We start from the raw sequence: 24,055 nt of genomic DNA, 5'->3' as shown, positions 1-24,055 counted from the left end.
AAGGTGCGGCTGGATCACCTCCTTTTGAGCATGACGTCATCGTCCTGTCGGGCGTCCTCACAAATTACCTGCATTCAGAGATGCGTATCGGCACAGGCCGGTATGCGAAAGTCCCATCATGGGGCCTTAGCTCAGCTGGGAGAGCACCTGCTTTGCAAGCAGGGGGTCGTCGGTTCGATCCCGACAGGCTCCACCATTTGAGTGAAACGACTTTGGGTCTGTAGCTCAGGTGGTTAGAGCGCACCCCTGATAAGGGTGAGGTCGGTGGTTCGAGTCCTCCCAGACCCACCACTCTGAATGTAGTGCACACTTAAGAATTTATATGGCTCAGCGTTGAGGCTGAGACATGTTCTTTTATAACTTGTGACGTAGCGAGCGTTTGAGATATCTATCTAAACGTGTCGTTGAGGCTAAGGCGGGGACTTCGAGTCCCTAAATAATTGAGTCGTATGTTCGCGTTGGTGGCTTTGTACCCCACACAACACGGCATATGACCCTGAGGCAACTTGGGGTTATATGGTCAAGCGAATAAGCGCACACGGTGGATGCCTAGGCGGTCAGAGGCGATGAAGGACGTGGTAGCCTGCGAAAAGTGTCGGGGAGCTGGCAACAAGCTTTGATCCGGCAATATCCGAATGGGGAAACCCACTGCTTCGGCAGTATCCTGCAGTGAATTCATAGCTGCTGGAAGCGAACCCGGTGAACTGAAATATCTAAGTAACCGGAGGAAAAGAAATCAACCGAGATTCCCTAAGTAGTGACGAGCGAACGGGGAGCAGCCCTTAAGCTGGAATGGCTTTAGAAAAACAATCTGGAAAGATTGGCCATAGAAGGTGATAGCCCTGTATTTAAAAGGGCCACTCCAGTGAAGACGAGTAGGGCGGGGCACGTGAAACCCTGTCTGAATATGGGGGGACCATCCTCCAAGGCTAAATACTCCTGACCGACCGATAGTGAACCAGTACCGTGAGGGAAAGGCGAAAAGAACCCCGGAGAGGGGAGTGAAATAGATCCTGAAACCGTGTGCGTACAAGCAGTAGGAGCTCGCAAGAGTGACTGCGTACCTTTTGTATAATGGGTCAGCGACTTACTGTTCGTGGCAAGCTTAACCGTATAGGGGAGGCGAAGGGAAACCGAGTCTGATAAGGGCGCATAGTCGCGGGCAGTAGACCCGAAACCGGGTGATCTAGTCATGGCCAGGGTGAAGGTGCCGTAACAGGTACTGGAGGCCCGAACCCACGTCTGTTGCAAAAGACGGGGATGAGCTGTGATTAGGAGTGAAAAGCTAATCGAACCCGGAGATAGCTGGTTCTCCTCGAAAGCTATTTAGGTAGCGCCTCATATGTATCCTCTCGGGGGTAGAGCACTGTTATGGCTAGGGGGTCATCGCGACTTACCAAACCATTGCAAACTCCGAATACCGAGACGGACTGTATGGGAGACACACGGCGGGTGCTAACGTCCGTCGTGAAAAGGGAAACAACCCAGACCCACAGCTAAGGTCCCAAATTCACTGCTAAGTGGAAAACGATGTGGAAAGGCATAGACAGCCAGGAGGTTGGCTTAGAAGCAGCCACCCTTTAAAGAAAGCGTAATAGCTCACTGGTCGAGTCGGTCTGCGCGGAAGATTTAACGGGGCTAAGCAGTGAACCGAAGCTTGGGGTGCATAAAACTTGTTTTATGCGCGGTAGAGGAGCGTTCCGTAAGCCTGCGAAGGTGGATTGAGAAGTCTGCTGGAGGTATCGGAAGTGCGAATGCTGACATGAGTAACGATAATGCGGGTGAAAAGCCCGCACGCCGAAAGCCCAAGGTTTCCTTGCGCAACGTTAATCGACGCAGGGTTAGTCGGTCCCTAAGGCGAGGGCGAAAGCCGTAGTCGATGGGAAGCAGGTTAATATTCCTGCACCTCGCGTGAGTGCGATGGAGGGACGGAGAAGGTTAGGTGTACCGGGCGTTGGTTGTCCCGGGGAAAGGCGGTAGGTTTGGATCTTTGGCAAATCCGGGATCCTTTAAGACCGAGCACCGAGACGAGCCTTTATGGCGAAGTCACTGATACCACGCTTCCAGGAAAAGCTCCTAAGCTTCAGCTCACGAAGACCGTACCGTAAACCGACACAGGTGGGTAGGATGAGAATTCTCAGGCGCTTGAGAGAACTCGGGTGAAGGAACTAGGCAACATGGCACCGTAACTTCGGGAGAAGGTGCACCCTTTTTGGTGGCTCGTGCGAGCTATAGCTGAAGAGGGTCGCAGAAACCAGGCCGCTGCGACTGTTTATCAAAAACACAGCACTCTGCAAACACGAAAGTGGACGTATAGGGTGTGACGCCTGCCCGGTGCTGGAAGGTTAATTGATGGGGTCAGCCGCAAGGCGAAGCTCTTGATCGAAGCCCCAGTAAACGGCGGCCGTAACTATAACGGTCCTAAGGTAGCGAAATTCCTTGTCGGGTAAGTTCCGACCTGCACGAATGGCGTAACGACAGCGGCGCTGTCTCCACCCGAGACTCAGTGAAATTGAAATCGCTGTGAAGATGCAGCGTTCCCGTGGCAAGACGGAAAGACCCCGTGAACCTTTACTATAGCTTTACACTGAACGTTGAGTTCGTCTGTGTAGGATAGGTGGGAGGCTATGAAACTGTGGCGCTAGCTGCAGTGGAGCCATCCTTGAAATACCACCCTGTCGTGCTTGACGTTCTAACCTAGGTCCGTTATCCGGATCAGGGACCGTGTATGGTGGGTAGTTTGACTGGGGCGGTCTCCTCCTAAAGAGTAACGGAGGAGCACGAAGGTACGCTCAGCGCGGTCGGACATCGCGCACTGTGTGCAAAGGCATAAGCGTGCTTGACTGCAAGATCGACGGATCAAGCAGGTACGAAAGTAGGTCTTAGTGATCCGGTGGTTCTGTATGGAAGGGCCATCGCTCAACGGATAAAAGGTACTCCGGGGATAACAGGCTGATACCGCCCAAGAGTTCATATCGACGGCGGTGTTTGGCACCTCGATGTCGGCTCATCACATCCTGGGGCTGTAGTCGGTCCCAAGGGTATGGCTGTTCGCCATTTAAAGTGGTACGCGAGCTGGGTTCAGAACGTCGTGAGACAGTTCGGTCCCTATCTGCCATGGGCGTTGGAAGTTTGAGAGGGGCTGCTCCTAGTACGAGAGGACCGGAGTGGACGAACCTCTGGTGTTCCGGTTGTCACGCCAGTGGCATTGCCGGGTAGCTATGTTCGGAAGCGATAACCGCTGAAAGCATCTAAGCGGGAAGCGCGCCTCAAGATGAGACTTCCCGGGGCACAAGCCCCCTAAAGGAACCATGTAGACTACGTGGTTGATAGGTCAGGTGTGTAAGTACAGCAATGTATTGAGCTAACTGATACTAATGATCCGTGCGGCTTGACCATATAACCTCAAGTTGCCTTGGTCCCAACGAACGTTGGTAGATCATCAAATGCAAGCTACGTCACAAGTTAACTCTGCGAGACTGGGCGCCTTGATCCGTTTCTTGGATGGCGACGCTCCAACCGTCTCCCTGGTGAAATTAGCGCTGTGGAACCACCCGATCCCATCCCGAACTCGGAAGTGAAACGCAGCTGCGCCGATGGTAGTGTGGCTCAAGCCATGCGAGAGTAGGTCATCGCCAGGGGCTTTACCCCGAAACCCTCAGTCCAAACGGACTGAGGGTTTCTTTTTTGCGCAAGCGCTGGGCTGCGCCGCGCGTAAATGCGCCTTGCATTCCGCCCCGCTTGCCGACCGGTACCGATGTCGTGCTGTGCGTGCAGTACCGCTCGCCACACAAGCCACGCGCCCATCTCTTGGAGAAAAGGGGCGCGATCCATCTGTTGGCCAAATAACCTGCCTGGCCAATGCCAGATGCACGGGTGCGGTAATGGCTGGAGCTGATAACAGACATCGCCCATGACAGCCTCGCTCGGCCGACGTCCTAGTGCGCATATCCTCGATACAAAGAACGGCCTGGAGCGGATCGATCACGCATCAGTGATGGGTCCCACATCCTTGGTGAGACAAGACGCAAGGCAGATGTTTCACACATCTTTGTTGAGACCAAATGCAAGACCAGTGGCAGCGCCAGGCGTGGTTAAGGTGTTCGATAAATCTCGGTTTGAAGCCAGCGATGTGCATCGCGGGGCGCACGCCTGGAGCCGTCGACTCGAACAGCTGGCAAAGCACCGCGAAGGCACCCCGTTTTCGCCATGCTGGGGCGATGCTTTATGTCGTTGGGATACTCACCACGACTGACGGCTTGAAACGTTGCGCCCAACCAACAAAAAAACCCCGCCTGAGCGGGGTTTTTTTGTTGGTACAGTCGGTACATCTGGCTGCAATCGGGTCATGACGGACCGACCAGCGGGCGGACGCCGCTATCTGCTGGCCGGCATCAGTCACCCAACGTCAATAGCGAGGCGTTGCCGCCTGCCGCGGTGGTGTTGACGGTGACGACCTTCTCGGTTGCGAAGCGCAGCAGGTAATGCGGGCCGCCCGCCTTGGGACCGGTGCCGGACAGGCCCTGCCCGCCGAACGGTTGTACGCCGACCACGGCGCCGATCTGGTTGCGATTGACGTAGACGTTGCCTACCGCCACGCGCGAGGTGATGCGGTCGATCGTCTCATCGATACGCGAGTGGACACCCAACGTGAGGCCGTAACCGGTCGCGTTGATCTGCTCGATGACGGCATCGAGCTGGTCGGCCTTCCAGCGAATCACGTGCAGCACCGGCCCGAAAATCTCGCGCTGCAGCTGGGACAGCGATGTCAGCTCATAGGCGCGTGGAGCGAAAAAGCTGCCATGCGCGGTGCTGGCGTCCAAGGTGGTGCTGCCGATCAGACGCGCTTGGCGATCCATGCGTGCCGCGTGATCGTCGAGAATCTTGAGCGCATCAGCATCGATGACGGGGCCAACGTCGGTCGAGAGCAGGCCCGGATCGCCGATCTTCAACTCGCCCATCGCGCCGGCCAGCATCGTCATGACCTTGTCGGCGATGTCGTCCTGGACGAACAGGACGCGCGCCGCGGAGCAGCGCTGCCCGGCCGAGATGAAGGCACTGGAAATGGCGTCTTTGACCACTGCTTCGGGCAGCGAGGACGAGTCGGCGATGAAGGCATTCTGGCCGCCGGTTTCGGCGATCAAGACGCCGATGGCAGCATCGCGTGCGGCCAGGGTGCGGTTGATGATGCGCGCGGTTTCGGTAGAGCCGGTGAAGGCTACGCCGGCAACGCGCGGGTCGTTGGTCAGCGCAGCGCCAACGGTAGCGCCATCGCCTGGCAGGAACTGCACGGCCGCTTCCGGCACGCCGGCTTCATGCAGCAGCTTGACCGCTGCAAAGCCGATCAGGTTGGTCTGCTCGGCCGGCTTGGCGATGACCGTATTGCCGGCCGCCAGCGCTGCGGCGACCTGACCGAGGAAGATCGCCAACGGGAAGTTCCATGGGCTGATGCAGACAAAGACGCCGCGCCCGTGCAGCTGCAGCTCGTTGGATTCGCCGGTCGGTCCGGGCAGACGCTCCGGCGCACCGAACTGCGCACGCGCCTGGCCGGCGTAGTAGCGCAGGAAATCGACGGCCTCGCGGACTTCGGCCACTGCGTCGGGCAGCGTCTTGCCGGCTTCCTTGACGCAGATCGCCATGAAGTCGGGCATGCGCGTTTCGAGCAGATCGGCTGCATGTTCCAGGATGGTGGCGCGGCTCGCTGCAGGCGTGCGGTTCCAGGCCGGTTGCGCGGCCGCAGCGCTGGCCAGCGACTTCTGGACGGTATCCGGATCGGCCGGGTGCCACTGTCCAACCGTCTCGCGGCGATCTGCCGGATTCAACACCGCCTGGCCGGGCGTGCTGATCAGCGCACCGGGTACCAGGGGCGTGGCCTTCCACGGCTTGATCGCGGCGTTGAGTTGCTCGGCCAGCTGGCGCAGATCGTTGTCGTTGGCGAGATTGGCGCCCATGGAGTTTTTCCTGTTCTGGTTCTGGCTACGCAGCAAGTCAGCTGGCAGCGGAATCTTGGGATGCGGGATGGAAGTAAATGACGTCACTGCCTCGACCGGGTCGCGGATGAGGTCTTCGATGGCGACATCCTCGTCGGTGATGCGATTGACGAAGCTGGAATTGGCGCCGTTTTCGAGCAGGCGACGTACCAGATACGGCAGCAGATCTTCGTGCGAGCCGACCGGTGCATAGACGCGGCACGGCAGATCGAGACGATCGGCAGGAATCACCTCGGCATACAGGTCGTCGCCCATGCCGTGCAGTTTCTGGTGCTCGTAGGTCTTGCCTGCCGCAATCGCACGTACCGCCGCAATGGTCTGCGCGTTGTGCGTGGCGAACATCGGGTAGAGCGCGTCGCTGTGCGCGAACATGCGACGTGCGCATGCCAGGTACGACACGTCGGTGTTCTGCTTACGCGTAAACACCGGGTAGCCGGGATGCCCTTCGATCTGGGCGCGCTTGATCTCTGCGTCCCAGTACGCGCCTTTGACCAGGCGCACCGGAATGCGTCGCCCGACACGGCGCGCCAGATCGGCAAGAAAATCGATCGTGTACGGCGTGCGTTTTTGATAGGCCTGCACGGCCAGGCCATAGCCTTCCCAGCCATCCAATGACGGGTCGGAGAAGGTGGCCTCGATGATGTCTAGCGACAGTTCCAGCCGGTCGGCTTCCTCGGCGTCGACGGTGTAGCCGATGCCATAGGACTTGGCTAGCTGCGCCAACTCCAGTACGCCCGGAACTAGCTCGGCCATCACTCGCGCACGCTTGGCATGTTCGTAGCGCGGATACAGCGCCGACAACTTGATCGAGATGCTGGGCGCGGCAAATACATCGGTACCGACGAAGTTGCCGCTGCGGCCGATCGCATGAATCGCATCCCGATACGCCTGCAGATAGCGCTGCGCATCCTTCATGGTGAGCGCGCCTTCGCCCAGCATGTCGAACGAATAACGGTAGTTGGCGTTGTCGCCCTTGCGCGAACGCGACAGCGCTTCGCCGATGGTGCGGCCCATGACGAACTGATGGCCCATGATCTTCATGGCCTGGCGCACGGCCAGGCGAATCACCGGCTCGCCGACGCGGCCGATCAGGCGTTTGAAGGCGCCCGGCACATCGGCGCGGGTGAGGTCGTTGAGCTGCACTAGCTGGCCGGTCAGCATCAGGCCCCAGGTGGAGGCGTTGACCAGCACCGAATCGCTGCCGCCCATATGCTTCTTCCAATCCGCATCGCCGAGCTTGTCGCGGATCAGCTTGTCGGCGGTGTCCTGGTCGGGAATGCGCAGCAGTGCCTCGGCCACGCACATCAGCAGCACGCCTTCTTCGCTGCCCAGGTCGTATTGGCGCATGAAGGCTTCGATGGCGCCCTGGTCCTGCGCGCGTGCCCGCACACGGGTAACCAGGTCGGCCGCGACCGCATGCACCTTGGCTTGCTCAGCGGCGGGCAGGCGTGCCTGGTCGAGCAATTCGCGCACGTGTTCGGCTTCGTCCTTGAGCCAGGCCGCGGTGATGGCGGCACGCAATGCGCCAGGTGCGGCGGGCAGTTCGGGCGCCAACAGCGGGCGCGCAACTGAGGTGGAGGCAAGCGGGTCGAGCTGTGCGTTCATGCGAAAGGTGCCTTGGATTCCGTGCTCATTCTAGTGAGCCAGACGGCTTGCGCACTTGTGTGGAAGCGGCGGCTTTCCCGCCGTTTTGTGCATGCCGCCATCGCGCAGAGTGACGGCACGGCCCTTGGCGAACAATGCGGAAGTGATTGATTTGTGCGCATTTTTAGCTGCACTGCAGCAAATTCTTGATCGTCGGAAATGCTTGCCGCATGCGTTGGCGCGGGTCTACCATCGGGCTATTCCCGCAGTGCGCTGCGTGCTGTTTATGATCGAAGTGCTGCCGTTGATGTCCGAAGGGGTTGGGACGCAGCTGCGGTTGCGGCCTCCGCGGGCACTGTCGGCCAGGCAATTTGTGCAACTGTTCGCAGTGCTGGCGGGAACGATGTGGTTATTTGCAGGCCTGGGGTGGTGGACCGGCAATGCGTTCGCGCCGGTCTTTGCCCTGGTGCACAGTGGTGTGGTGGCGCTGGCGCTACGGCAGTTGTGGCGAAGTGGCGAGCGCGAAGAAGCGATCCGGGTGGGGGAAGCCGTTGTTGAGGTGTTTCCGTCCGGGCATGCGCCACCAGCGTTTCAGGCACATCCGCACTGGGTGCGGCTTTGCATAGAACGCGATGACAGGGTGTTGCTGGTCAGCAGCGGCAAGCAGATCGAGATCGGAAGTTTTCTCGGGCCGGCCGAACGTGTGGAACTGGCAACAACGCTCAAACGCTTGCTCGCGGCCGCCAATGGCCGTCACCGATGACGTAAGGGTCTAGGCAATGACGCAACGCAGCAGCTGGAAGTCGATCAACACCTGCACACACGTGGGCCTGGCGATGGCGGCGCTGCTGAGCGCGCCGGTGGCCTGGGCGCAATCGGCCGATCCCAAGGAATGGCAGCTCAACATGGGGCGCGGGGTGACCCAGACCGCGCGGATGGCTTACGAGGCGCACATGGTGGCGCTGTGGGTGTGCGTGGTGATTGGCGCGCTGGTGTTCTCGGCGATGGGCTATGCGATGTTCAAGTTCCGCAAGTCCAAGGGCGCGGTGGCCGCACAATTCAGTCACAACACCACCGCGGAAGTGCTGTGGACGGTGATTCCGGTCCTGGTGCTGATTGCGATGGCGTGGCCGGCGACGGCAAAACTGATCGCGATGTACGACACCCGCGAATCGGAAATGACGGTCAAGGTGACCGGCTATCAGTGGATGTGGAAGTACGAATATCTGGGCCAGGGCGTGGAATTTACCAGCCGCCTGGCACGCGAATCCGATCGTATCCGCCAAAGCGGCGAGCGCCCCACCGCGGCCTCGCAGCCGCACTATCTGCTGGATGTCGATAACCGCCTGGTGCTGCCGGTCAACACCAAGATCCGCTTCGTGATTACCGCCGACGATGTGATCCACGCCTGGTGGGTGCCGGCGCTGGGATGGAAGCAAGATGCCATTCCCGGCATCGTCAACGAAGCCTGGACCAACATCGAACAACCGGGCGTGTATCGCGGGCAGTGCGCCGAGTTGTGCGGCAAGGATCATGGCTTCATGCCGATCGTGGTGGAGGCGCTGCCCAAGGCTGACTTCCAGCGCTGGCTGGCGTCGCGTCGTAGTGCGTCAGGCACTGCTCCAGCAGCGGCGCCAGCGGCCGCACCGACGCCGACCAGTGCACAGGCCGCTCCGCAAGGTGACGCCGTGCCTGCGGCGGCACCGGCCCAGGCCGCAACACCGACCGCCGCTCTTTAATCGCCCGCAACCGCTCGCTTCGCAGAGGTCGTTCCGTCATGGCGCATACCGCAGTCGATCACCACGGACACCACCAGCCCGGTTTCGTCGAGCGCTGGTTCTTTTCGACCAATCACAAGGATATCGGCACGTTGTATCTGCTGTTTTCCTTCGTGATGTTCATCATCGGCGCGGCGATGAGCGTGGTGATTCGCGCCGAATTGATGCAGCCCGGCTTGCAGTTCGTCAAACCGGAGTTCTTCAACCAGATGACCACCGTGCATGCACTGGTGATGATCTTCGGCGGCGTGATGCCGGCTTTCGTCGGCCTGGCCAACTGGATGATTCCGTTGCAGATCGGTGCGCCGGACATGGCGTTGCCGCGCATGAACAACTGGTCGTTCTGGTTGTTGCCGGTCGCCTTTACCCTGCTGCTGCTGACGCTGTTCCTGCCGGGCGGCGCGCCAGCAGGCGGCTGGACGCTGTACCCGCCGCTGTCGCTGCAGGGCGGCTACAACGTCGCCTTCAGCGTATTTGCGATCCATGTGGCCGGCGTCAGCTCGATCATGGGCGCGATCAACATCATCGCCACCGTGCTGAACATGCGCGCGCCGGGCATCGATCTGCTCAAGATGCCGATCTTCTGCTGGGCCTGGCTGATCACCGCGTTCCTGCTGATCGCGGTGATGCCGGTGCTGGCCGGCGCGGTGACCATGCTGCTGACCGACAAGTTCTTCGGTACCAGCTTCTTCAACGCGGCCGGCGGCGGCGACCCGGTGATGTACCAGCACATCTTCTGGTTCTTCGGGCACCCGGAGGTGTACATCATGATCCTGCCGGCGTTCGGCGTGGTCAGCGAGATCATTCCGACCTTTAGCCGCAAGCCGCTGTTCGGTTACCAGGCGATGGTCTACGCCATTGCCGCGATCGCCTTCCTGAGCTTCATCGTCTGGGCCCACCACATGTTCACCGTGGGCATGCCGCTGGGCGGCGAAATTTATTTCATGTTCGCCACCATGCTGATCTCCATCCCGACCGGGGTGAAGGTGTTCAACTGGGTCAGCACGATGTGGAAGGGCTCGCTGACCTTCGAATCGCCGATGTTGTGGGCGGTGGCGTTCGTGATCCTCTTCAGCATCGGTGGGTTCTCCGGCCTGATGCTGGCGATCGTGCCGGCCGACTTCCAGTACCACGACACCTACTTCGTGGTGGCGCACTTCCACTACGTGCTGGTGACCGGTGCGGTGTTCGCGCTGATCGCGGCGGTGTACTACTGGTGGCCCAAGTGGACCGGGCGGATGTACAACGAGACCTGGGCCAAGGTGCACTTCTGGTGGACGATGGTGTTCGTCAACCTGCTGTTCTTCCCGCAGCACTTCCTTGGCTTGGCCGGCATGCCGCGGCGCATTCCCGACTACAACGTGGTGTTTGCCGACTGGAATCTGGTCAGTTCGATCGGTGCGTTCGGCATGTTCGTCACGCCGTTCCTGATGGCCGCGATCCTGCTGTCCTCGCTGCGCAGTGGCGCGCGTGCACAGGCCCGCTCCTGGGAAGGTGCCAAGGGTCTGGAATGGACGGTGCCGTCACCTGCCCCGGCGCATACCTTCACCGTGCCGCCGGTGATCAAGCCTGGAGATCTTGCACATGAAGACATCGGCCACTGAGTCCGCCTCGGAGCCGGCGGTGACGCGTCTGTTATCTGCTGCGGAACGGCAGGCGCAGCAGCGCCGTGCGGTACGCCGCACCGCGATCACGGTCGGCATCATCGCGTTGCTGATCTATGCGGGCTTCATCGCCTCGGGAGTCATCGGGCGGTGAGTGCACGCGCGCCCGCACACGCACCCACAGCCGGCTTGTTCAAGCTGCTGGGCGTGGTGCTGGGCGTGTTCGTGCTGACGTTTTCCCTGGTGCCGCTCTACCGCATCGCCTGCGAGAAAGTGTTTGGCATCCGCATGGAGCGTGCGCCTGGGAGCAATCGCACAAACGCGGGCGCGCCGCCTGCCGCCGGCAAGCGCACGGTGCGCGTGGAGTTCGATGGAGGGGTCAATTCCAAACTGCCGTGGACCTTCCATCCCGAACAGATGACGATGGATGTGGTGCCGGGCGAGCTCAACGAGGCGCTGTATTTCGCGCGCAACGATGGTGCACGTGCGGTGGTGGGCAGTGCGGTGCCTTCGGTTGCACCTGCGCGTGCGTCGGGCTACTTCAATAAAACCGAGTGCTTCTGCTTTACCGCGCAGACCTTGCAGGCCGGCGAAACGCGCGACATGCCGCTGCGTTTCATCGTCGACCCGGCACTGCCGCCGGAAGTCACTACGATCACCCTGTCCTACACGTTCTATCGCAACGACGCGCTGACCTCCGAACTGCAGGGCGGAGGCGCAGCTGGCGCGCCACGCGCTGCGCCGTAACCTTCCATCCACCCGTACCACGACACGGAAGCAACGCCATGGCCGATCACAGTCCCAACGCCGATGCGTATTTCGTCCCGAGCCAGAGCAAATGGCCCTTTGTCGGGTCGATTGCGATGTTCGTGATGATGATCGGCGTGGCCAGCTGGCTCAACGACGCGGCATGGGGGCGCTGGACCTTCTTCGCCGGCGTGGCGATGCTGCTGGCGACGTTGTTCATGTGGTTTGGCGATGTCATCCGCGAATCCAATGCCGGGCATTACAACCGCCAGGTGGATGGCTCGTTCCGCATGGGGATGGTGTGGTTCATCTTCTCCGAGGTGATGTTTTTCTGCGCTTTCTTCGGTGCGCTGTTTTACACGCGTGTGCTGACGCTGCCCTGGCTGGGCGGGGAAGGCGACGGCGTGATGACCAACGAGCTGCTATGGAATGGTTATTCCGCTGCGTGGCCGACCAATGGACCGGGCACCATCGGTGGGCAGTTCCAGACCATTCCGGCCTGGGGCCTGCCGCTGATCAACACGCTGATCCTGCTCAGTTCCGGCGTGACCTTGACCATCGCCCACCACGCGCTCAAGGGCGGGCGCCGTGGCGCGCTGCTGTTGTGGCTGGGGTTGACCGTGCTGCTGGGCTGCGTGTTCCTTTTCCTGCAGGCCGAGGAATATATCCACGCCTATACCGAGCTCAATCTCACCCTGGGCTCGGGCATCTATGGTTCGACCTTCTTCATGCTGACCGGCTTCCACGGCATGCATGTGCTGCTGGGCACCATCATGCTGGCAGTGATGTGGCTGCGCGCGGCGAAGGGGCATTTCAGCCGCGACAACCACTTCGCTTTCGAAGCGGCCGCGTGGTACTGGCACTTCGTCGACGTGGTGTGGCTGGCGCTGTTTTTGTTCGTGTATGTCCTTTGAGGCGGGGATTCGGGATTGGTGATTTGGGATTCGTAAAAGCGGAAGGCTTTAGTTTTCACGAATCCCCAATGCCGAATCCCCAATCCCGGCTCCTCAGCGGCCAAGCCCATGTGGCTTGATCCAGCCGGTGTAGATTCCGAGGATCACGATGGCGATCAACGCCACCGATAGACCGATGCGCCAGGTCAGGGCGTTGACGGTGCGCTTGGTCTGGCCACGGTCGGTCAGTAGGTAGTAGAGGCCGGCGCCCAGGTTCCATAGGATCACGATCAGGAAGGCGACAATCAGCAGCGTCTTGAGCGAATCGTTCACAACAGCCCCGGGTGCAGTCGGCGTGGTGATGGCATTGCACGCTTTTTTGCGCCGCTTGTCATGACGCGCAAGCACACGGCGGTCATCGGTTGGTGTCTGGCGCTGCTGGTGAGCGCGGGTTTCGCGGCGCTTGGGCATTGGCAGTTGCAGCGCATGCAGAGCAAGCAAGCCTTGCTGGACCGTGCCGCACATGTGCGCGACACCACGCTGCCCTTGGCACCGGCGCTGGCGACGCAGAATGAGTTGGCATGGGTACGCGGGCAAGTGCGTTTTTTGCCGCAGCTGGTCTTGCTGGACAATCAGCTGCATGACGGGCGTGCCGGTGTGCGCGTGTATCAACTGGCAGCGCCGGAAGGTGGATCGACAGACGTGCTGGTGGATCTGGGCTGGCTGCCATTACCGGCCGATCGGCAGTTGCCCGGCATCGTTGCGCTGAAAGGCGTGCAGACCGTGCAGGGGCTCTTGAGCGCTCCGCCGTCGGCGGGGCTGGCGATCGGACCGGCGCTGGCGCCGGGGGCTGCGGCGCAGACCTGGCTGGCCACGCGACTGGATCTGCAGGCCTTACGCAGCACGCTGGGCAGGCGCGACATTTCGTCGCAGGTCCTGCGCCTGGACCCTGCACTGCCGGTTGGCTACGCACGCGATCTGGACATGCTGCCAAACACGCTACCACCCGCGCGGCACTTGGGTTACGCGGTGCAATGGTTCGGGTTGGCCGTCGCGGTCCTGGCGACCGCAATGCTGCTGACATGGGGTGCGCGCCGCCGCGACCGCGGGCACTGACGCCTGCGGCATGAGAAAATCGCCGGCATGACCTCCTCCACATCGGCCACGCCGCATTCGGTCAAACGCGGCCGCAGGATGCTGATTGCCCTGGCGGTGCTGTTCTTCGGCTCGATGTTGCTGGCCGGCGTGCTGCGCTTCTCCGGATGGCAGCCGGCGTCGATGCGCAATCACGGCGAGCTGCTGAAGCCGCCCGCGGATCTGCGGGCGCTGGTGCCGGTCCGTGCGAACGGGCAACCGTATGCATGGGCCCCGAGCGAGCGCATCTGGCGCATTGCAGTGGCGCCGCCGGCCGATTGCACGCAGCAGTGCGTGGCGTTGGCCGCGGAACTGGACAAGGTGTGGCAGTTGCTCGGGCACCGCGCCGACAAGGTGGAGGTGCTGTGGATCGGCCCGCCGCCGGCCGGGCTGCCGCCGATGCCTGCATTGCGCGTGCTACGCGACGATGCCCGCCTGCGCCAGGCATTGCCGCGCGGCACCGATGCGGCCGGCGTGCCGGTGTATGTGATCGACCCCAATGGCTTTGTGATCCTGCGGTATGCCCCGGGTTTCGACCCGGCCGGCCTGCGGTCGGATCTGGTCAAGCTGCTGAAACTGATGTGAGCCCGTTTCGATGAACCTGTTTGCGCCACCGGCGTTGTTCCGTCACTTCCATCGCATGGCCTGGCTGGCCGCGTTGTTCACTGCGAGCACGATCCTGTTCGGGTCGTTCGTCCGTTTGTCCGATGCCGGCATGAGCTGCCCGGACTGGCCGACCTGCTACGGCCGCGTGACCTGGCCGCAGACCAGCGACGAAGCCAACACGCACGTGGCCAGCAAGATCCGCCCGCTGGAATCGCACAAGGCCTGGCGCGAACAGGTCCACCGCTTCCTGGCCGGTGCGTTGGGCGTGGAAGTGCTGGTGCTGTCGTTGCTGGCGGTGCGTCGCCGTCGCATGGGCATTGCCCAGGTGGTGTCGGCCGCGGTGCTAGTGGCGTTGTCGATCCCGCTCTATATGTCCGGCTGGCACGCCATGGCCTTCGGCGTGGCGATCGCCGGCGAGGCCATCCTGCTGCTGGCGGCATTGCGCTGGAGCAACATCGATCTGGCGCGTGCAGCGGTGCTGACGCTGGCGGTGGTGATTTTCCAGGCGTTGCTGGGCATGTGGACGGTGACGTTGCTGCTCAAGCCGATCGTGGTGATGGGGCACCTGCTGGGCGGCATGCTGATGTTCTCGCTGCTGGTGTGGATGGCCTGGCGCGCGACGCATTTGCCGATCACCCTGGCCGATGCATCGCGCTTGAAGTGGCTGCTGCGCCTGGGCGTGGCGGTGCTGGGCCTGCAGATCGCGCTTGGTGGCTGGGTCAGCGCCAACTACGCCGCGCTGGCGTGTGGCGGCGGCAGCTGGTCGGCCGACAACTTCCCGCGCTGTGTCAGCCAGTGGTGGCCGCCGCACGATTTCCGTGAAGGTTTCACGCTGTGGCGCGGCATCGGAGTGGATTACGAAGGCGGCGTGCTGGACGGTGCGGCGCGTATCGCGATCCAGATGGCGCACCGGCTATGGGCAATTGCGACCGCGCTGTACTTATGGTGGCTGGCCTGGCGCTTGTCGCGCTCGCCGGGCATGCGGGTGTGGGCCGGCGCATTGGCGCTGCTGGTGGCCGTGCAGGTGACCCTGGGCATGCTCAACGTGAAGCTGGCGCTGCCGCTGGAGGTCTCGGTCATGCATAACGGCGGGGCGGTGGCGTTGCTGTTCGTGCTGGTCTCGCTGCTGGCGCGGCTGCGCGCGCCGGAGTGAGCATGGCTGTCAGCGCACGCGATTATTGGGATCTGACCAAACCCAAGGTGGTGGCACTGATCGTGTTCACCGCGTTGGTGGGCATGTTCCTGGCCATTCCCGACATGCCGACCTGGCTGCAGGTACGCACCGGCGCGCTGGGCTTCCTGGGTATCTGGCTGGCGGCTTCAGCGGCGGCAGCGATCAACCAACTGCTCGACGCCAAGATCGACGCACAGATGGCGCGCACCTCATGGCGCCCGCTGGTGGTGGGCAAGGTGCGGCCCTGGCAGGTGCTGGTGTTCGCCGGCGCGCTGATCGTGATCTCCATGACCATTCTGGTGGTGTGGGTGAATGTCATCACCGCGGTGCTGACCTTCGCCTCGCTGATCGGGTACGCGGTGATTTACACCGTGTACCTGAAGCGTGCGACCTCGCAGAACATCGTGATTGGCGGCCTGGCCGGCGCCACCCCGCCGATGCTGGGCTGGGCCGCGGTGACCGGGCTGCCGACCAGCGCCGACTGGATCAATGCCTCGCTGCTGGTGCTGATCATCTTCATCTGGACGCCGCCGCATTTCTGGGCGCTGGCGATCTTCCGCCGTGCCGATTACGCCAAGGCCGCGATCCCGATGTTGCCGGTGACCCATGGCGTGCCGCATACGCGCAAGCAGATCCTGGTGTACACCGTATTGCTGGCGATCGTGACCTTGGCGCCGGTGGCGGTGGGCATGAGCGGGGTGTTCTATCTGGGCGGTGCGATCGTGCTCAATGCGGTGTTCCTCTGGTACGCGTGGCGCATGCTGAACCCGCCGGACGAACTGTTTTCAATGAAGATGTTCGGGTACTCCATCGTGTACCTGATGGCGTTGTTCGCCTTCCTGATGGTCGACCATCTGCTGCTGCCGTGGGTGCGCTAGTCGCCGAAGCGAGACGAGCGGCAATGCGGTAGCTCTGCCCCGATGACTTGCGTGGCAATCAGGCGGATGGATGGATCACGCCTGCAGCGCCTGCAGCGCGTGGCGAAAGGTGCCGGATGCGTGCCGCGTGCGCCGCGTCGAGGTCACCAGCGGCGTCCATGTCAGCAGACGCCGCGGTTTGCGGCTTGCCACGCTCTGATCATCATGCGTTGCCGGCACACGGCACTGTGTCGACTCAACTCAGCCAACTGGCGCACTCGCTGGGAGTTTTGCTGTCGCAGCTGGACTGCATTTTCTGCTGCAGACGCGCCAGCACTGCACTGCCTTCGCGGCGATGCTGCTTGCTCCAGGTCTTCAATGCGGTGCCGAGGGTGGCGAAGCGCTGACGGGTCCGTTGCCGGTAACCATCCGGTTGACCGGCCAACTCGCCGATCACCTGGGTGGCGGCGCCCTCGATGCCGACGGTGTCATCGGGGCTGAGCCGGATGAGCCCATCCACGTACATCACGCCCCACTGCACGCGTGTGGCGGGACCTTGCGCGCTGTCGTAGGCCCGTTTGAGCCACAACAGGGCGGTCTTCTTGTCGCCGCGTTGTTCGGCCAGATCCGCCAATTCGGGCATGTAGTAGTACGGCGTCTTGCTGCGCGACAACTCGGCCAGCAGCAATTGCTCTGCCGCGCTGCGATCGCCCACCTCGCTCAGCAACGCGGCGGCCATGCTGATGGTGGATTGGCGCTCCTCGTCGGTCTTGGCGGTGTCGGTGGCCCACTGCACGCGCTGGTGCACCACCTCCGCCACGTCTTTCGGCAACGGTGGTTGCGGGCCTTCGGCTTCGGTTTCGGTGGGCTGGCCTTGTGCCAGGCGTGCCAGCTGGATGCGCGCGTATGCGGTGCCAAGCCGGTCGGAAATCGGCAATGAAGGATCGGCGTAGACCTTGTCCAAGGCCTGATTCAGTGCGTTGGAGAGCGTGCTGCGCTCGCCGGCCTCGTTGCTGGCGGCGGTGACCAGGCGTGCCGGCACATAGTTCAGCGTGCCGAGATTGGCGCGCACTTCTGCCGGGTCGGCCAACACCGCTTCCAACAGCGTGCGGTTGGCGCTGCTGGCAGCCGGTGGGTGTCTGGCGGCACTGATGGCGGCCAGGGCGAAGCTGCGTTGCAGTGCCGGCTGTGGCGCCGAGGTGGAGAGCCGGGTGAGCACGTCGGCGGCGGCATCGGGTTTGACCAGCGTATCGTCGGTGCCCCAGGCGTAGTTGCCGAGCACGGCCCAATCGTCCGCGCTGAGCTGTTGTGGTGTGTGCAGCGCCTTGTCGAGCAATTGCTGGGCGGTACTGGTGCTCTTGGCCGCAACCCGCAACACCTCGGCCAGGCGCGCGTTATCGGCATTGCCGGCCAGCCGGGTGATCTCGCTGCGGTCCGGGCGCAGCACGATGATGGTGGGATACGCCTTGACCCCGAAGCGCTCGCCCCAGGCCTGCGCGCCCTCCGAATCGCCGTCCAGGTGCACGGCGACGAACTGCTGGGTGCGCGCGATGAAGGCCGGATCCTTGAACAGCGTGGCCTTGAGGCGATTGCAGGGCGGGCACCAGGCTGCGCCCCAATACAACAGGATCGGCTTGCCGCTGTCCTTGGCTTCGGCAAAGGCGTCTTCCACGTCGCCCTCGCGCCAGGCGATGCCGGCAACGGGTGCCGGCGTGGACGCCGTCTTGGGTGGTGCGGGCGCCGCAGGCGGTGCTGGCTTGTCGCAGGCAGTCAGCGCAGCCAGCACGGCCAGCAGCGCGATCAAGGAAGGGGAAGGGCGTGGCAGCGACAGCGTCATGGCAAATCACCGTGGGGCGGCAGAAGGTCGATCGCGCACTCTAGCGGCCGCTGGCGGACCTGGGCGGGCGTGCGTCATCACCGTTGTACATCTGCTTACAACCCGGATGTGCGGCGATGCGAACTGCTGTCATGCGATACGCAGCGGGCAGGTGCTGGCGTGGCGCAGCGTCAATGACGCTCGGCTGCGCCTTGCGGCTGGCCCGATGCGCTGCGCGCATACCGTGCGGCCACAACGGCGCAGACGATCAGCTGCAACTGGTGATACAGCATGATCGGCAACACGATCGCACCCAACCCGCCGCCGGCAAACATCACCTTGGCCATCGGCACGCCGGTGGCCAAACTCTTTTTCGAGCCGCAGAAGACGATGGCGATTTCATCGGCGCGGCTGAAGTGCAGGCGCCGGGCGATGAAGGTGATCGAAAGCATCGCCATGGCCAGCAACAACGCTGCAGCGCCGAGTACCGCCAGCAGTGCAGGCAGCGGCGTCTTCTGCCACAGCCCTTCGTTCACCGATGCACTGAAGGCGGTATAGACCACCAGCAGAATGGTGCCTTGATCGGTGTAACGCAGCACGGCGCGGTGACGTTCGACCCAGCCGCCGATCCACGGACGCATGAAATGGCCGGCCAGAAACGGCACCAGCAACTGCAGCAGGATCTTGCCGATCGCTTCGGCCGGATGCGCCATGGCGCCCTGACTGCCGACCAGTGCGCCCATCAGCAACGGGGTGAAAAACACGCCCAGCAGGCTGGAAAGCGAAGCGGCGCAGACTGCGGCCGGCACATTGCCGCGCGCCATCGAGGTGAACGCGATCGAGGACTGCACCGTGGACGGCAACGCGCACAGGAACAGCACGCCGACATACAGCTCCGGCGTCAGTGCCAGATGCGCCAGTGGTTTGAACAACAGCCCCAGTAGCGGGAACAGCACGAAGGTGCAGCCCAGAATCACCAGATGCAGGCGCCAGTGCAACGCGCCGGCCTTCACCGCTTCGCGCGACAGCCGCGCGCCGTGCAGGAAGAACAGCGCCGCGATCGCCACGTCGGTGACATCGTCCATGACCGCCGCAGCCGTGCCCGTGACCGGGAGAAACGAGGCCAGTGCAACTGTGCACAGCAGCGCGAGGGTGAAGGGGTCAATGCGCAACCGCGCCAGCAGCTTCTTCATCGAGGTCCAACGGTAGCGCGCGATCTTGCGCCTGGTATGAGCCATTCTACGATGCGTGCAGGCCCTGGCTGTGGCATCGACGTCACCGGTCAGGCCTGAAACGGCACGGCAGTGCGCGATGGCCTGCGCGGCCTTCGGCCAGGCAGCACTGCATCACAACGCTGCGAGCGCCTTGAGCAGTTCGCGCATTTCGTATTTGTCGGTGTCGTCCAGCCCTTGCGCGCGCTGTTTGGCCTGCAGCTCCTCCACGCGTTGACGCAGCAATTGCTTGTCGAGTTGCGCGACGACGTCATGCAGTTCAAGCGTCCAACTGTGCTCGTCGCCGGGAAGCTCCTGCGCCGCCAGCTTCTGCAAGGCAGCAAGCTCCTGGCGCTCGGCGAAGTGCTCCAGCAGCGCGCCGGTGCTGATTTCCGGGCGTTGCCGCACCAGGTCCAGTAACTCCATCAACAAGTCGATCCCGGGCAGGCGCAGCCCGGAAAAATCATGCACGCCCTCCAGGCTCATCGCCAAGGACGGCCGTTGCAGCAGGATGGCGATGGACGCACGCACCAGGCTGCGTTTCTGCGTGGGCGCGCCCATGCGCGCAGGCAGCCGTGGCCTGGGTGCGGACTGCTGCGCAGACGCAGTGGCACCGACTCCGGTCAGGCGCGCCAGTTCCTGTTTCATCAGATCGCCGAACGCACCTTCGGGGATCTGCGCCAACAGCGGGCGCGCACGTTCGGCCAGGCGCGCCTTGCCGTCGAGCGTGTGCAGGTTGATTTCACGCGACATCTCGTCGAAGAAGAACTGCGACAGCGGCGTGGCCTGCTTCAGGCGCTGATCGAAGGCCTGCGCGCCTTCCTTGCGCACGATGGTGTCCGGGTCCTCGCCATCGGGCAGGAACAGGAAAAACGCCTGGCGGCCATCCTTCATGCGCGGCAGCACCGATTCGAGCGCGCGCCAGCCGGCCTTGCGCCCGGCGTTATCGCCATCGAAACAGAAATACACATCCGGCGCGTTGCGAAACAGCAGCTCGGCATGTTCGGGCGTGGTGGCGGTGCCCAGCGTGGCCACCGCCTGGGTCACGCCGAACTGGAATAGTGAGACCACATCCATGTAGCCCTCCACCACGATCAGCCGCTCGATCTTCTGATTGGCCTGGCGCACCTGCCACAGGCCATACAGCTCGCGGCCCTTGTGGAACAGCGCGGTTTCCGGCGAATTGAGGTACTTCGGACCCGGGTCGCGGCCATCGGCCGGCACGCCCATGATGCGCCCGCCGAAGGCGATCACGCGGCCGCGGCGGTCGAAGATCGGGAACATCACCCGGTCGCGGAACTTGTCGTACACATGGCCGCGATCGTTCTTGGAAAACAGCCCGGCGCGTTCGAGCACGCTCATGCGGCGCGCATCGGTGCCCAGGGTGTCCTTCAGTGCGCTGTAGCCATCGGGCGCGTAACCGATCTGGAAGCGCGCGCGGTTGTCGGCATCCACGCCGCGACCGTCCAGATAGTCGCGGGCGCGTTCGCTGCCCTCGAGCTGGCGCTGGAAGAACTTGGTCGCCGCGTCCAGTGCCGAATACAGCTCGCGGCTATCGTCCTGCTGTTGCGGGGTGCGTTGCTGGGTCTCGCGCGGGATGTCCATGCCGGCGCGCTTGGCCAGCTCATCGACCGCATCGAGAAATTCGAGGCGGTCGTAATTCATCAGGAAACTGATTGCGGTACCGTGCGCACCGCAGCCGAAGCAGTGATAGAACTGCTTGGTCGGCGAGACCGTGAACGAGGCCGAGCGCTCGTCATGGAACGGGCAGCGCGCCGAGTATTCCTTGCCCTGACGCTTGAGCGGCACACGACCGCCCACCACCTCGACGATGTCGGTGCGTGCTAGCAGTTCGTCAATAAACGCGTCGGGGATGCGGGCCATCCCGATAGGATATCCCAGCGGCCTGCCAGCACTTCGTCGCCCTCGCTGACGAGGCCGGCGAGACAGGCTTTGCAGCAGTCCTCAGCCGCGTGGCAGTGCGTGCGAGTCCGACGTTGAAGATGCAGGCGCCGCATCGGCAGGCGGCACGATCACCGGCGGATGCTCCGGGTCCACGCCCGCCTCGCGCAGCTTGCGATGCGAGCGCACCCGCTCGTCGATCACCGCGGTGATCAAGGCGCCGACGAAGAACACCACCGAGGCGTAGTACATCCACACCAGCAAAATGACCAATGTCCCCATCGAACCGTAGGCGCTACCCGGCGCGGCGGTGGCGATGTACACGCCGATGGCGTAGCGGCCCAGCGCGAACAACACCGAGGTGATGACGCCGCCCAAAAATGCCTGGCGCCAGTCGACGGTGCGATCGGGCAGGTAGCGATACAGGAACGCGAACGCCAGCGAATACAGGGCCAGCGTGGTCACGTAGCCGACCGCCGGCAGGACCGAGGGCAAGCGCGCAAAAACCACCTGTAGTGCGGTGGTGGCGATCATCGACACGATCAGCAAGAAGCCCAGCGCCAGGATCACCCCGAACGAGAACACCCGCTTCTGCAGCCAGGCCATCAAGCCGTCCAGGCGTTGCTTGTCGGTGCGAAAGATCAGGTTCAAGGCGTTCTGCAACTGCGCAAACACCGCCGTGGCGCCGATGAACAGCAGTAGCGTGCTCCACACGCCGGCCAGCGAGCCAACGCCAGGTTGATCGGTGGCATTGCGAATGATGGTCTGGGCGACTTCGGCCGCGCTGCCGCCGGCCAATTGCCCGATTTGCTGCACCAACGCTTCTTGCGCTGGCGGATAGAGCGAGGCGGTCAGCCACAACAGCAGCACCAGCAACGGGGCCAGCGACAGCAGCGCATAGAACGACAGCGACGCTGCCTGCGTCATCACGTCGATCTCGATGAAGCGGTTCAGCAGCGCCATCGGCACGCTGCGCTGCAGACGGCTCAGATGCTTGTGCAGATAGGCGGATGAAAGCGTCGTCACCGGCGGGAGAATCCTTGGCGCATACCGTTGGCGCGCAGGCGACGTCAGGGCAAGGTCGGTATGCGGAAGGACCTTGCCCATGCCTGCGCTGGCGCACCCTTTCTAGCAGGGCCGGATCGAAGGACGGGTGAAAGCGCGCACGCGGTGTGGGTAAAGCAGGAGGCGGCGCATCTGGTAGGCGCAGTCCTGTTGCTCGTCGGGAGCAAGGTGCGCGGTGTGTCTGTCAGCGCATTCAATGTGCGCCAGGTGCCGATCTACCTGTATCAGACCGCGCCAGGCACTGCCGGCTGTCCACGCGATGACGAGAGCGCAGACTGTGCAGAGCGCTTGGTCCGCATACTGGGCTAGACGCGTCTGAAGACGGCATTGCGCCTTGCCTGATGCGTTGCGCGTGGCAGATGTGCAACGGCCGTGGCGCTCCAGCGGCGTCTTGCACCATCACTGTTCGTTGGAAGGTCCGCCTTCCACTGGAAAAGCCGCTCGGTGATGCGGCAGGCAGTGCCGCAGCGCGCGCTGCGCACCGGTCGCAGCGCCCTGGCCGTGGCACAGGGCGCTGCGGCGATCCATCAGCCTGCCAGCTGCTGCTTGACCAGGCTCGAGACCAGGCCCATGTCGGCCTGACCGGCCAGCTTGGGCTTGAGTGCGCCCATCAGCTTGCCGATATCGGCCGGGCTGCTTGCCCCGGTCTCGGAGATCGCGGCCCGGATGGCGGCCACGATCTCGGCTTCGCCCATCTTGGCCGGCAGATAGCGCTCGATCACCACGATCTCCTCGCGCTCGATCTGCGCCAGGTCGTCGCGCGCGGCGGCTTGGAACTGGGTGACCGAGTCCTTGCGCTGCTTGACCATCTTGTCCAGCACGGCGATCACGGCGGCATCGTCCATCTCGATGCGCTCGTCCACTTCCTTCTGCTTGATGGCGGCGTTGATCAGCCGGATCACGCCCAGGCTGTGCTTGTCGCCGGACTTCATCGCGGCCTTCATGTCATCGGTGAGTTGCTGCTTCAGGGACATGCGGTAACTCCTGAGTGTAGGGATCGAGTGGTGGCCAAGGCGCCCAAGCGGGCTGGGTACCTCGGCCGAACGGAGGCAGGGCGTGCGTGGAGAGATGTCTTGCAGCGCCTCGCGCGCGGCGCAGACTGCCTGATGTCTCCAGCGCAATGCCTTGTGGCAGGCCAATACAAAAAGCCGGCGACGCTTGCGCGTGCCGGCTCTTGGGTTCGCTCCCGCTAGGTCGCGCCTTCAGCGCAGACCTACCGGCAAGGAACCGCGTTCGATCAGTACAAGCGCTGGCGCTTGGTGACGTCGCGCGAGGAACGACGCAGCTGACGCTTCACGGCAGCGGCAGCCTTACGCTTACGCTCCTGGGTCGGCTTTTCATAGAACTCGCGCTTGCGGGTTTCGGCCAGCACGCCGGCCTTTTCGCAGGTGCGCTTGAAACGACGGAGCGCAAATTCGAAGGGCTCGTTCTCGCGGACTTTAACGCTGGGCATGTGTTCTCCAGAAATGGGATTTCCGTCCGGGAGCCCCGGGCGGGTGCGAGCGGACTCGCGTGACGGAATTTCCGGGTTGCCCCGGCGAGCCGCGCATTATAACGACTTGCCGACGACCTGCAAGCCCCTTGCAGAATTTCCCGCCGCGACACTGATAAAGCGTGCGCCCGGGCCATATGCGGCCGGCACGGCAGGGCAGGGCGGAGCAGCATCTGGGAATCGGCCGATCTGCGCAGTGCAA

General features: G+C 62.8%; 18 protein-coding genes, 2 tRNA genes and 3 rRNA genes (1 of these 23 cut by a window edge). 15 read left to right on the top strand and 8 right to left on the bottom strand.

What is annotated here, in order from left to right; all coding sequences use genetic code 11:
• The 5 genes from ACCQ07_RS18905 to rrf all read left to right on the top strand — a co-directional run.
• Window positions 1–25, top strand: a 16S ribosomal RNA gene (locus tag ACCQ07_RS18905); it begins 1,522 nt to the left of the window's first position.
• Between the two features lie 95 nt (window positions 26–120).
• Window positions 121–196, top strand: a tRNA-Ala gene (locus tag ACCQ07_RS18900).
• A gap of 18 nt (window positions 197–214) precedes the next feature.
• Window positions 215–291: transfer RNA gene (locus ACCQ07_RS18895), tRNA-Ile, on the top strand.
• A 227-nt stretch (window positions 292–518) separates the two neighbouring features.
• A 23S ribosomal RNA gene (locus ACCQ07_RS18890) occupies window positions 519–3,399 on the top strand.
• Between the two features lie 127 nt (window positions 3,400–3,526).
• A 5S ribosomal RNA gene (gene rrf, locus ACCQ07_RS18885) occupies window positions 3,527–3,641 on the top strand.
• The 16S, 23S and 5S rRNA genes sit together here with 2 tRNA genes alongside, the layout of an rRNA operon.
• 753 nt (window positions 3,642–4,394) lie before the next feature.
• Here the strand turns inward: rrf and putA are convergent.
• Window positions 4,395–7,595, bottom strand: a complete 3,201-nt coding sequence (gene putA, locus ACCQ07_RS18880; protein WP_372164505.1) for a bifunctional proline dehydrogenase/L-glutamate gamma-semialdehyde dehydrogenase PutA — start codon at window positions 7,593–7,595, stop codon at window positions 4,395–4,397.
• A gap of 265 nt (window positions 7,596–7,860) precedes the next feature.
• Here putA and ACCQ07_RS18875 point away from each other — a divergent pair, with 265 nt between their 5' ends.
• The 6 genes from ACCQ07_RS18875 to ACCQ07_RS18850 are packed head-to-tail and all read left to right on the top strand — an operon-like array spanning window position 7,861 to window position 12,617.
• The gene (locus ACCQ07_RS18875; protein ID WP_017157717.1) at window positions 7,861–8,337 is read left to right on the top strand and encodes a DUF2244 domain-containing protein; all 477 of its coding nucleotides are present in this window, start codon (window positions 7,861–7,863) and stop codon (window positions 8,335–8,337) included.
• 16 nt (window positions 8,338–8,353) lie between these two features.
• Entirely contained in the window at window positions 8,354–9,313 is a 960-nt protein-coding gene (coxB, locus tag ACCQ07_RS18870) for a cytochrome c oxidase subunit II (protein WP_031425150.1), read from the top strand.
• A 38-nt stretch (window positions 9,314–9,351) separates the two neighbouring features.
• Complete coding sequence (gene ctaD / locus ACCQ07_RS18865; protein ID WP_005911527.1) at window positions 9,352–10,956, top strand: cytochrome c oxidase subunit I; 1,605 nt, start codon at window positions 9,352–9,354, stop codon at window positions 10,954–10,956.
• Window positions 10,937–11,110, top strand: a complete 174-nt coding sequence (locus ACCQ07_RS18860; RefSeq protein ID WP_003484652.1) for a hypothetical protein — start codon at window positions 10,937–10,939, stop codon at window positions 11,108–11,110. The genes ctaD and ACCQ07_RS18860 overlap by 20 nt, the downstream gene beginning before the upstream one ends.
• On the top strand, window positions 11,107–11,703 hold the full coding sequence (locus ACCQ07_RS18855) for a cytochrome c oxidase assembly protein (protein ID WP_008577454.1): 597 nt from the start codon (window positions 11,107–11,109) through the stop codon (window positions 11,701–11,703). Before ACCQ07_RS18860 ends, ACCQ07_RS18855 begins: the two co-directional genes overlap by 4 nt.
• A 38-nt stretch (window positions 11,704–11,741) precedes the next feature.
• On the top strand, window positions 11,742–12,617 hold the full coding sequence (locus ACCQ07_RS18850; protein ID WP_005911522.1) for a cytochrome c oxidase subunit 3: 876 nt from the start codon (window positions 11,742–11,744) through the stop codon (window positions 12,615–12,617).
• 93 nt (window positions 12,618–12,710) lie between these two features.
• On the opposite strand, the gene ACCQ07_RS18845 is transcribed toward ACCQ07_RS18850, so the two are convergent.
• On the bottom strand, window positions 12,711–12,929 hold the full coding sequence (locus tag ACCQ07_RS18845; RefSeq protein WP_003484642.1) for a twin transmembrane helix small protein: 219 nt from the start codon (window positions 12,927–12,929) through the stop codon (window positions 12,711–12,713).
• A 60-nt stretch (window positions 12,930–12,989) separates the two neighbouring features.
• On the opposite strand from ACCQ07_RS18845, the gene ACCQ07_RS18840 reads away from it, so the two are divergent.
• From ACCQ07_RS18840 to cyoE, 4 genes are read left to right on the top strand one after another with little or no spacing between them, the layout of a single operon-like run.
• Window positions 12,990–13,712, top strand: a complete 723-nt coding sequence (locus ACCQ07_RS18840; protein ID WP_372363547.1) for an SURF1 family protein — start codon at window positions 12,990–12,992, stop codon at window positions 13,710–13,712.
• 27 nt (window positions 13,713–13,739) lie between these two features.
• Entirely contained in the window at window positions 13,740–14,315 is a 576-nt protein-coding gene (locus ACCQ07_RS18835) for a redox-active disulfide-containing membrane protein (protein WP_011348839.1), read from the top strand.
• Between the two features lie 10 nt (window positions 14,316–14,325).
• Window positions 14,326–15,489 (top strand): COX15/CtaA family protein, encoded by a 1,164-nt coding sequence (locus tag ACCQ07_RS18830; protein WP_011348838.1) that lies wholly within the window; start codon window positions 14,326–14,328, stop codon window positions 15,487–15,489.
• 2 nt (window positions 15,490–15,491) lie between these two features.
• Window positions 15,492–16,388 carry a heme o synthase gene (gene cyoE / locus ACCQ07_RS18825; protein ID WP_011348837.1) on the top strand — a complete coding sequence of 299 codons (897 nt, stop codon included), beginning with the start codon at window positions 15,492–15,494 and terminating at the stop codon, window positions 16,386–16,388.
• A gap of 235 nt (window positions 16,389–16,623) precedes the next feature.
• Here the strand turns inward: cyoE and ACCQ07_RS18820 are convergent, their stop codons facing one another.
• The 6 genes from ACCQ07_RS18820 to rpsU all read right to left on the bottom strand — a co-directional run bounded on the left by ACCQ07_RS18820 (window position 16,624) and on the right by rpsU (window position 23,814).
• Complete coding sequence (locus ACCQ07_RS18820; RefSeq protein WP_372363546.1) at window positions 16,624–18,204, bottom strand: thioredoxin family protein; 1,581 nt, start codon at window positions 18,202–18,204, stop codon at window positions 16,624–16,626.
• A gap of 170 nt (window positions 18,205–18,374) precedes the next feature.
• Window positions 18,375–19,421: a bile acid:sodium symporter family protein gene (locus ACCQ07_RS18815; RefSeq protein WP_057680838.1), complete on the bottom strand. Its 1,047-nt coding sequence runs from the start codon at window positions 19,419–19,421 to the stop codon at window positions 18,375–18,377.
• A 108-nt stretch (window positions 19,422–19,529) separates the two neighbouring features.
• Window positions 19,530–21,278: a DNA primase gene (gene dnaG / locus ACCQ07_RS18810; RefSeq protein WP_372363545.1), complete on the bottom strand. Its 1,749-nt coding sequence runs from the start codon at window positions 21,276–21,278 to the stop codon at window positions 19,530–19,532.
• Between the two features lie 81 nt (window positions 21,279–21,359).
• A complete protein-coding gene (locus ACCQ07_RS18805) occupies window positions 21,360–22,322 on the bottom strand; it encodes a YihY/virulence factor BrkB family protein (protein ID WP_503255105.1) in 963 nt (320 codons plus the stop codon).
• Window positions 22,323–22,888: 566 nt separating this feature from the next.
• Window positions 22,889–23,335: a GatB/YqeY domain-containing protein gene (locus ACCQ07_RS18800; protein WP_008577431.1), complete on the bottom strand. Its 447-nt coding sequence runs from the start codon at window positions 23,333–23,335 to the stop codon at window positions 22,889–22,891.
• 263 nt (window positions 23,336–23,598) lie between these two features.
• Window positions 23,599–23,814 (bottom strand): 30S ribosomal protein S21, encoded by a 216-nt coding sequence (rpsU, locus tag ACCQ07_RS18795; RefSeq protein ID WP_002808376.1) that lies wholly within the window; start codon window positions 23,812–23,814, stop codon window positions 23,599–23,601.
• Between the last annotated feature and the right edge of the window lie 241 nt (window positions 23,815–24,055).

The sequence above is a fragment of the Xanthomonas sp. NCPPB 3583 genome (genome assembly GCF_041475715.2).
Lineage (GTDB): Bacteria > Pseudomonadota > Gammaproteobacteria > Xanthomonadales > Xanthomonadaceae > Xanthomonas > Xanthomonas euvesicatoria.
The sequence above is the reverse complement of the archived record's forward strand: the minus strand, read 5'-3'. Positions and strand labels throughout refer to the sequence as shown.

What these genes read in the sequence shown, in the direction of transcription:
- ACCQ07_RS18875 (WP_017157717.1), top strand. Translation starts at nt 7,861, where the DNA reads ATGATCGAAGTGCTGCCGTTGATGTCCGAAGGGGTTGGGACGCAGCTG.
- ACCQ07_RS18840 (WP_372363547.1), top strand. Translation starts at nt 12,990, where the DNA reads ATGACGCGCAAGCACACGGCGGTCATCGGTTGGTGTCTGGCGCTGCTG.
- dnaG (WP_372363545.1), bottom strand. Translation starts at nt 21,278, where the DNA reads ATGGCCCGCATCCCCGACGCGTTTATTGACGAACTGCTAGCACGCACC.
- ACCQ07_RS18815 (WP_057680838.1), bottom strand. Translation starts at nt 19,421, where the DNA reads ATGGCTCATACCAGGCGCAAGATCGCGCGCTACCGTTGGACCTCGATG.
- cyoE (WP_011348837.1), top strand. Translation starts at nt 15,492, where the DNA reads ATGGCTGTCAGCGCACGCGATTATTGGGATCTGACCAAACCCAAGGTG.
- putA (WP_372164505.1), bottom strand. Translation starts at nt 7,595, where the DNA reads ATGAACGCACAGCTCGACCCGCTTGCCTCCACCTCAGTTGCGCGCCCG.
- ACCQ07_RS18830 (WP_011348838.1), top strand. Translation starts at nt 14,326, where the DNA reads ATGAACCTGTTTGCGCCACCGGCGTTGTTCCGTCACTTCCATCGCATG.
- ACCQ07_RS18820 (WP_372363546.1), bottom strand. Translation starts at nt 18,204, where the DNA reads ATGACGCTGTCGCTGCCACGCCCTTCCCCTTCCTTGATCGCGCTGCTG.
- ACCQ07_RS18860 (WP_003484652.1), top strand. Translation starts at nt 10,937, where the DNA reads ATGAAGACATCGGCCACTGAGTCCGCCTCGGAGCCGGCGGTGACGCGT.
- rpsU (WP_002808376.1), bottom strand. Translation starts at nt 23,814, where the DNA reads ATGCCCAGCGTTAAAGTCCGCGAGAACGAGCCCTTCGAATTTGCGCTC.
- coxB (WP_031425150.1), top strand. Translation starts at nt 8,354, where the DNA reads ATGACGCAACGCAGCAGCTGGAAGTCGATCAACACCTGCACACACGTG.
- ACCQ07_RS18800 (WP_008577431.1), bottom strand. Translation starts at nt 23,335, where the DNA reads ATGTCCCTGAAGCAGCAACTCACCGATGACATGAAGGCCGCGATGAAG.
- ACCQ07_RS18835 (WP_011348839.1), top strand. Translation starts at nt 13,740, where the DNA reads ATGACCTCCTCCACATCGGCCACGCCGCATTCGGTCAAACGCGGCCGC.
- ctaD (WP_005911527.1), top strand. Translation starts at nt 9,352, where the DNA reads ATGGCGCATACCGCAGTCGATCACCACGGACACCACCAGCCCGGTTTC.
- ACCQ07_RS18850 (WP_005911522.1), top strand. Translation starts at nt 11,742, where the DNA reads ATGGCCGATCACAGTCCCAACGCCGATGCGTATTTCGTCCCGAGCCAG.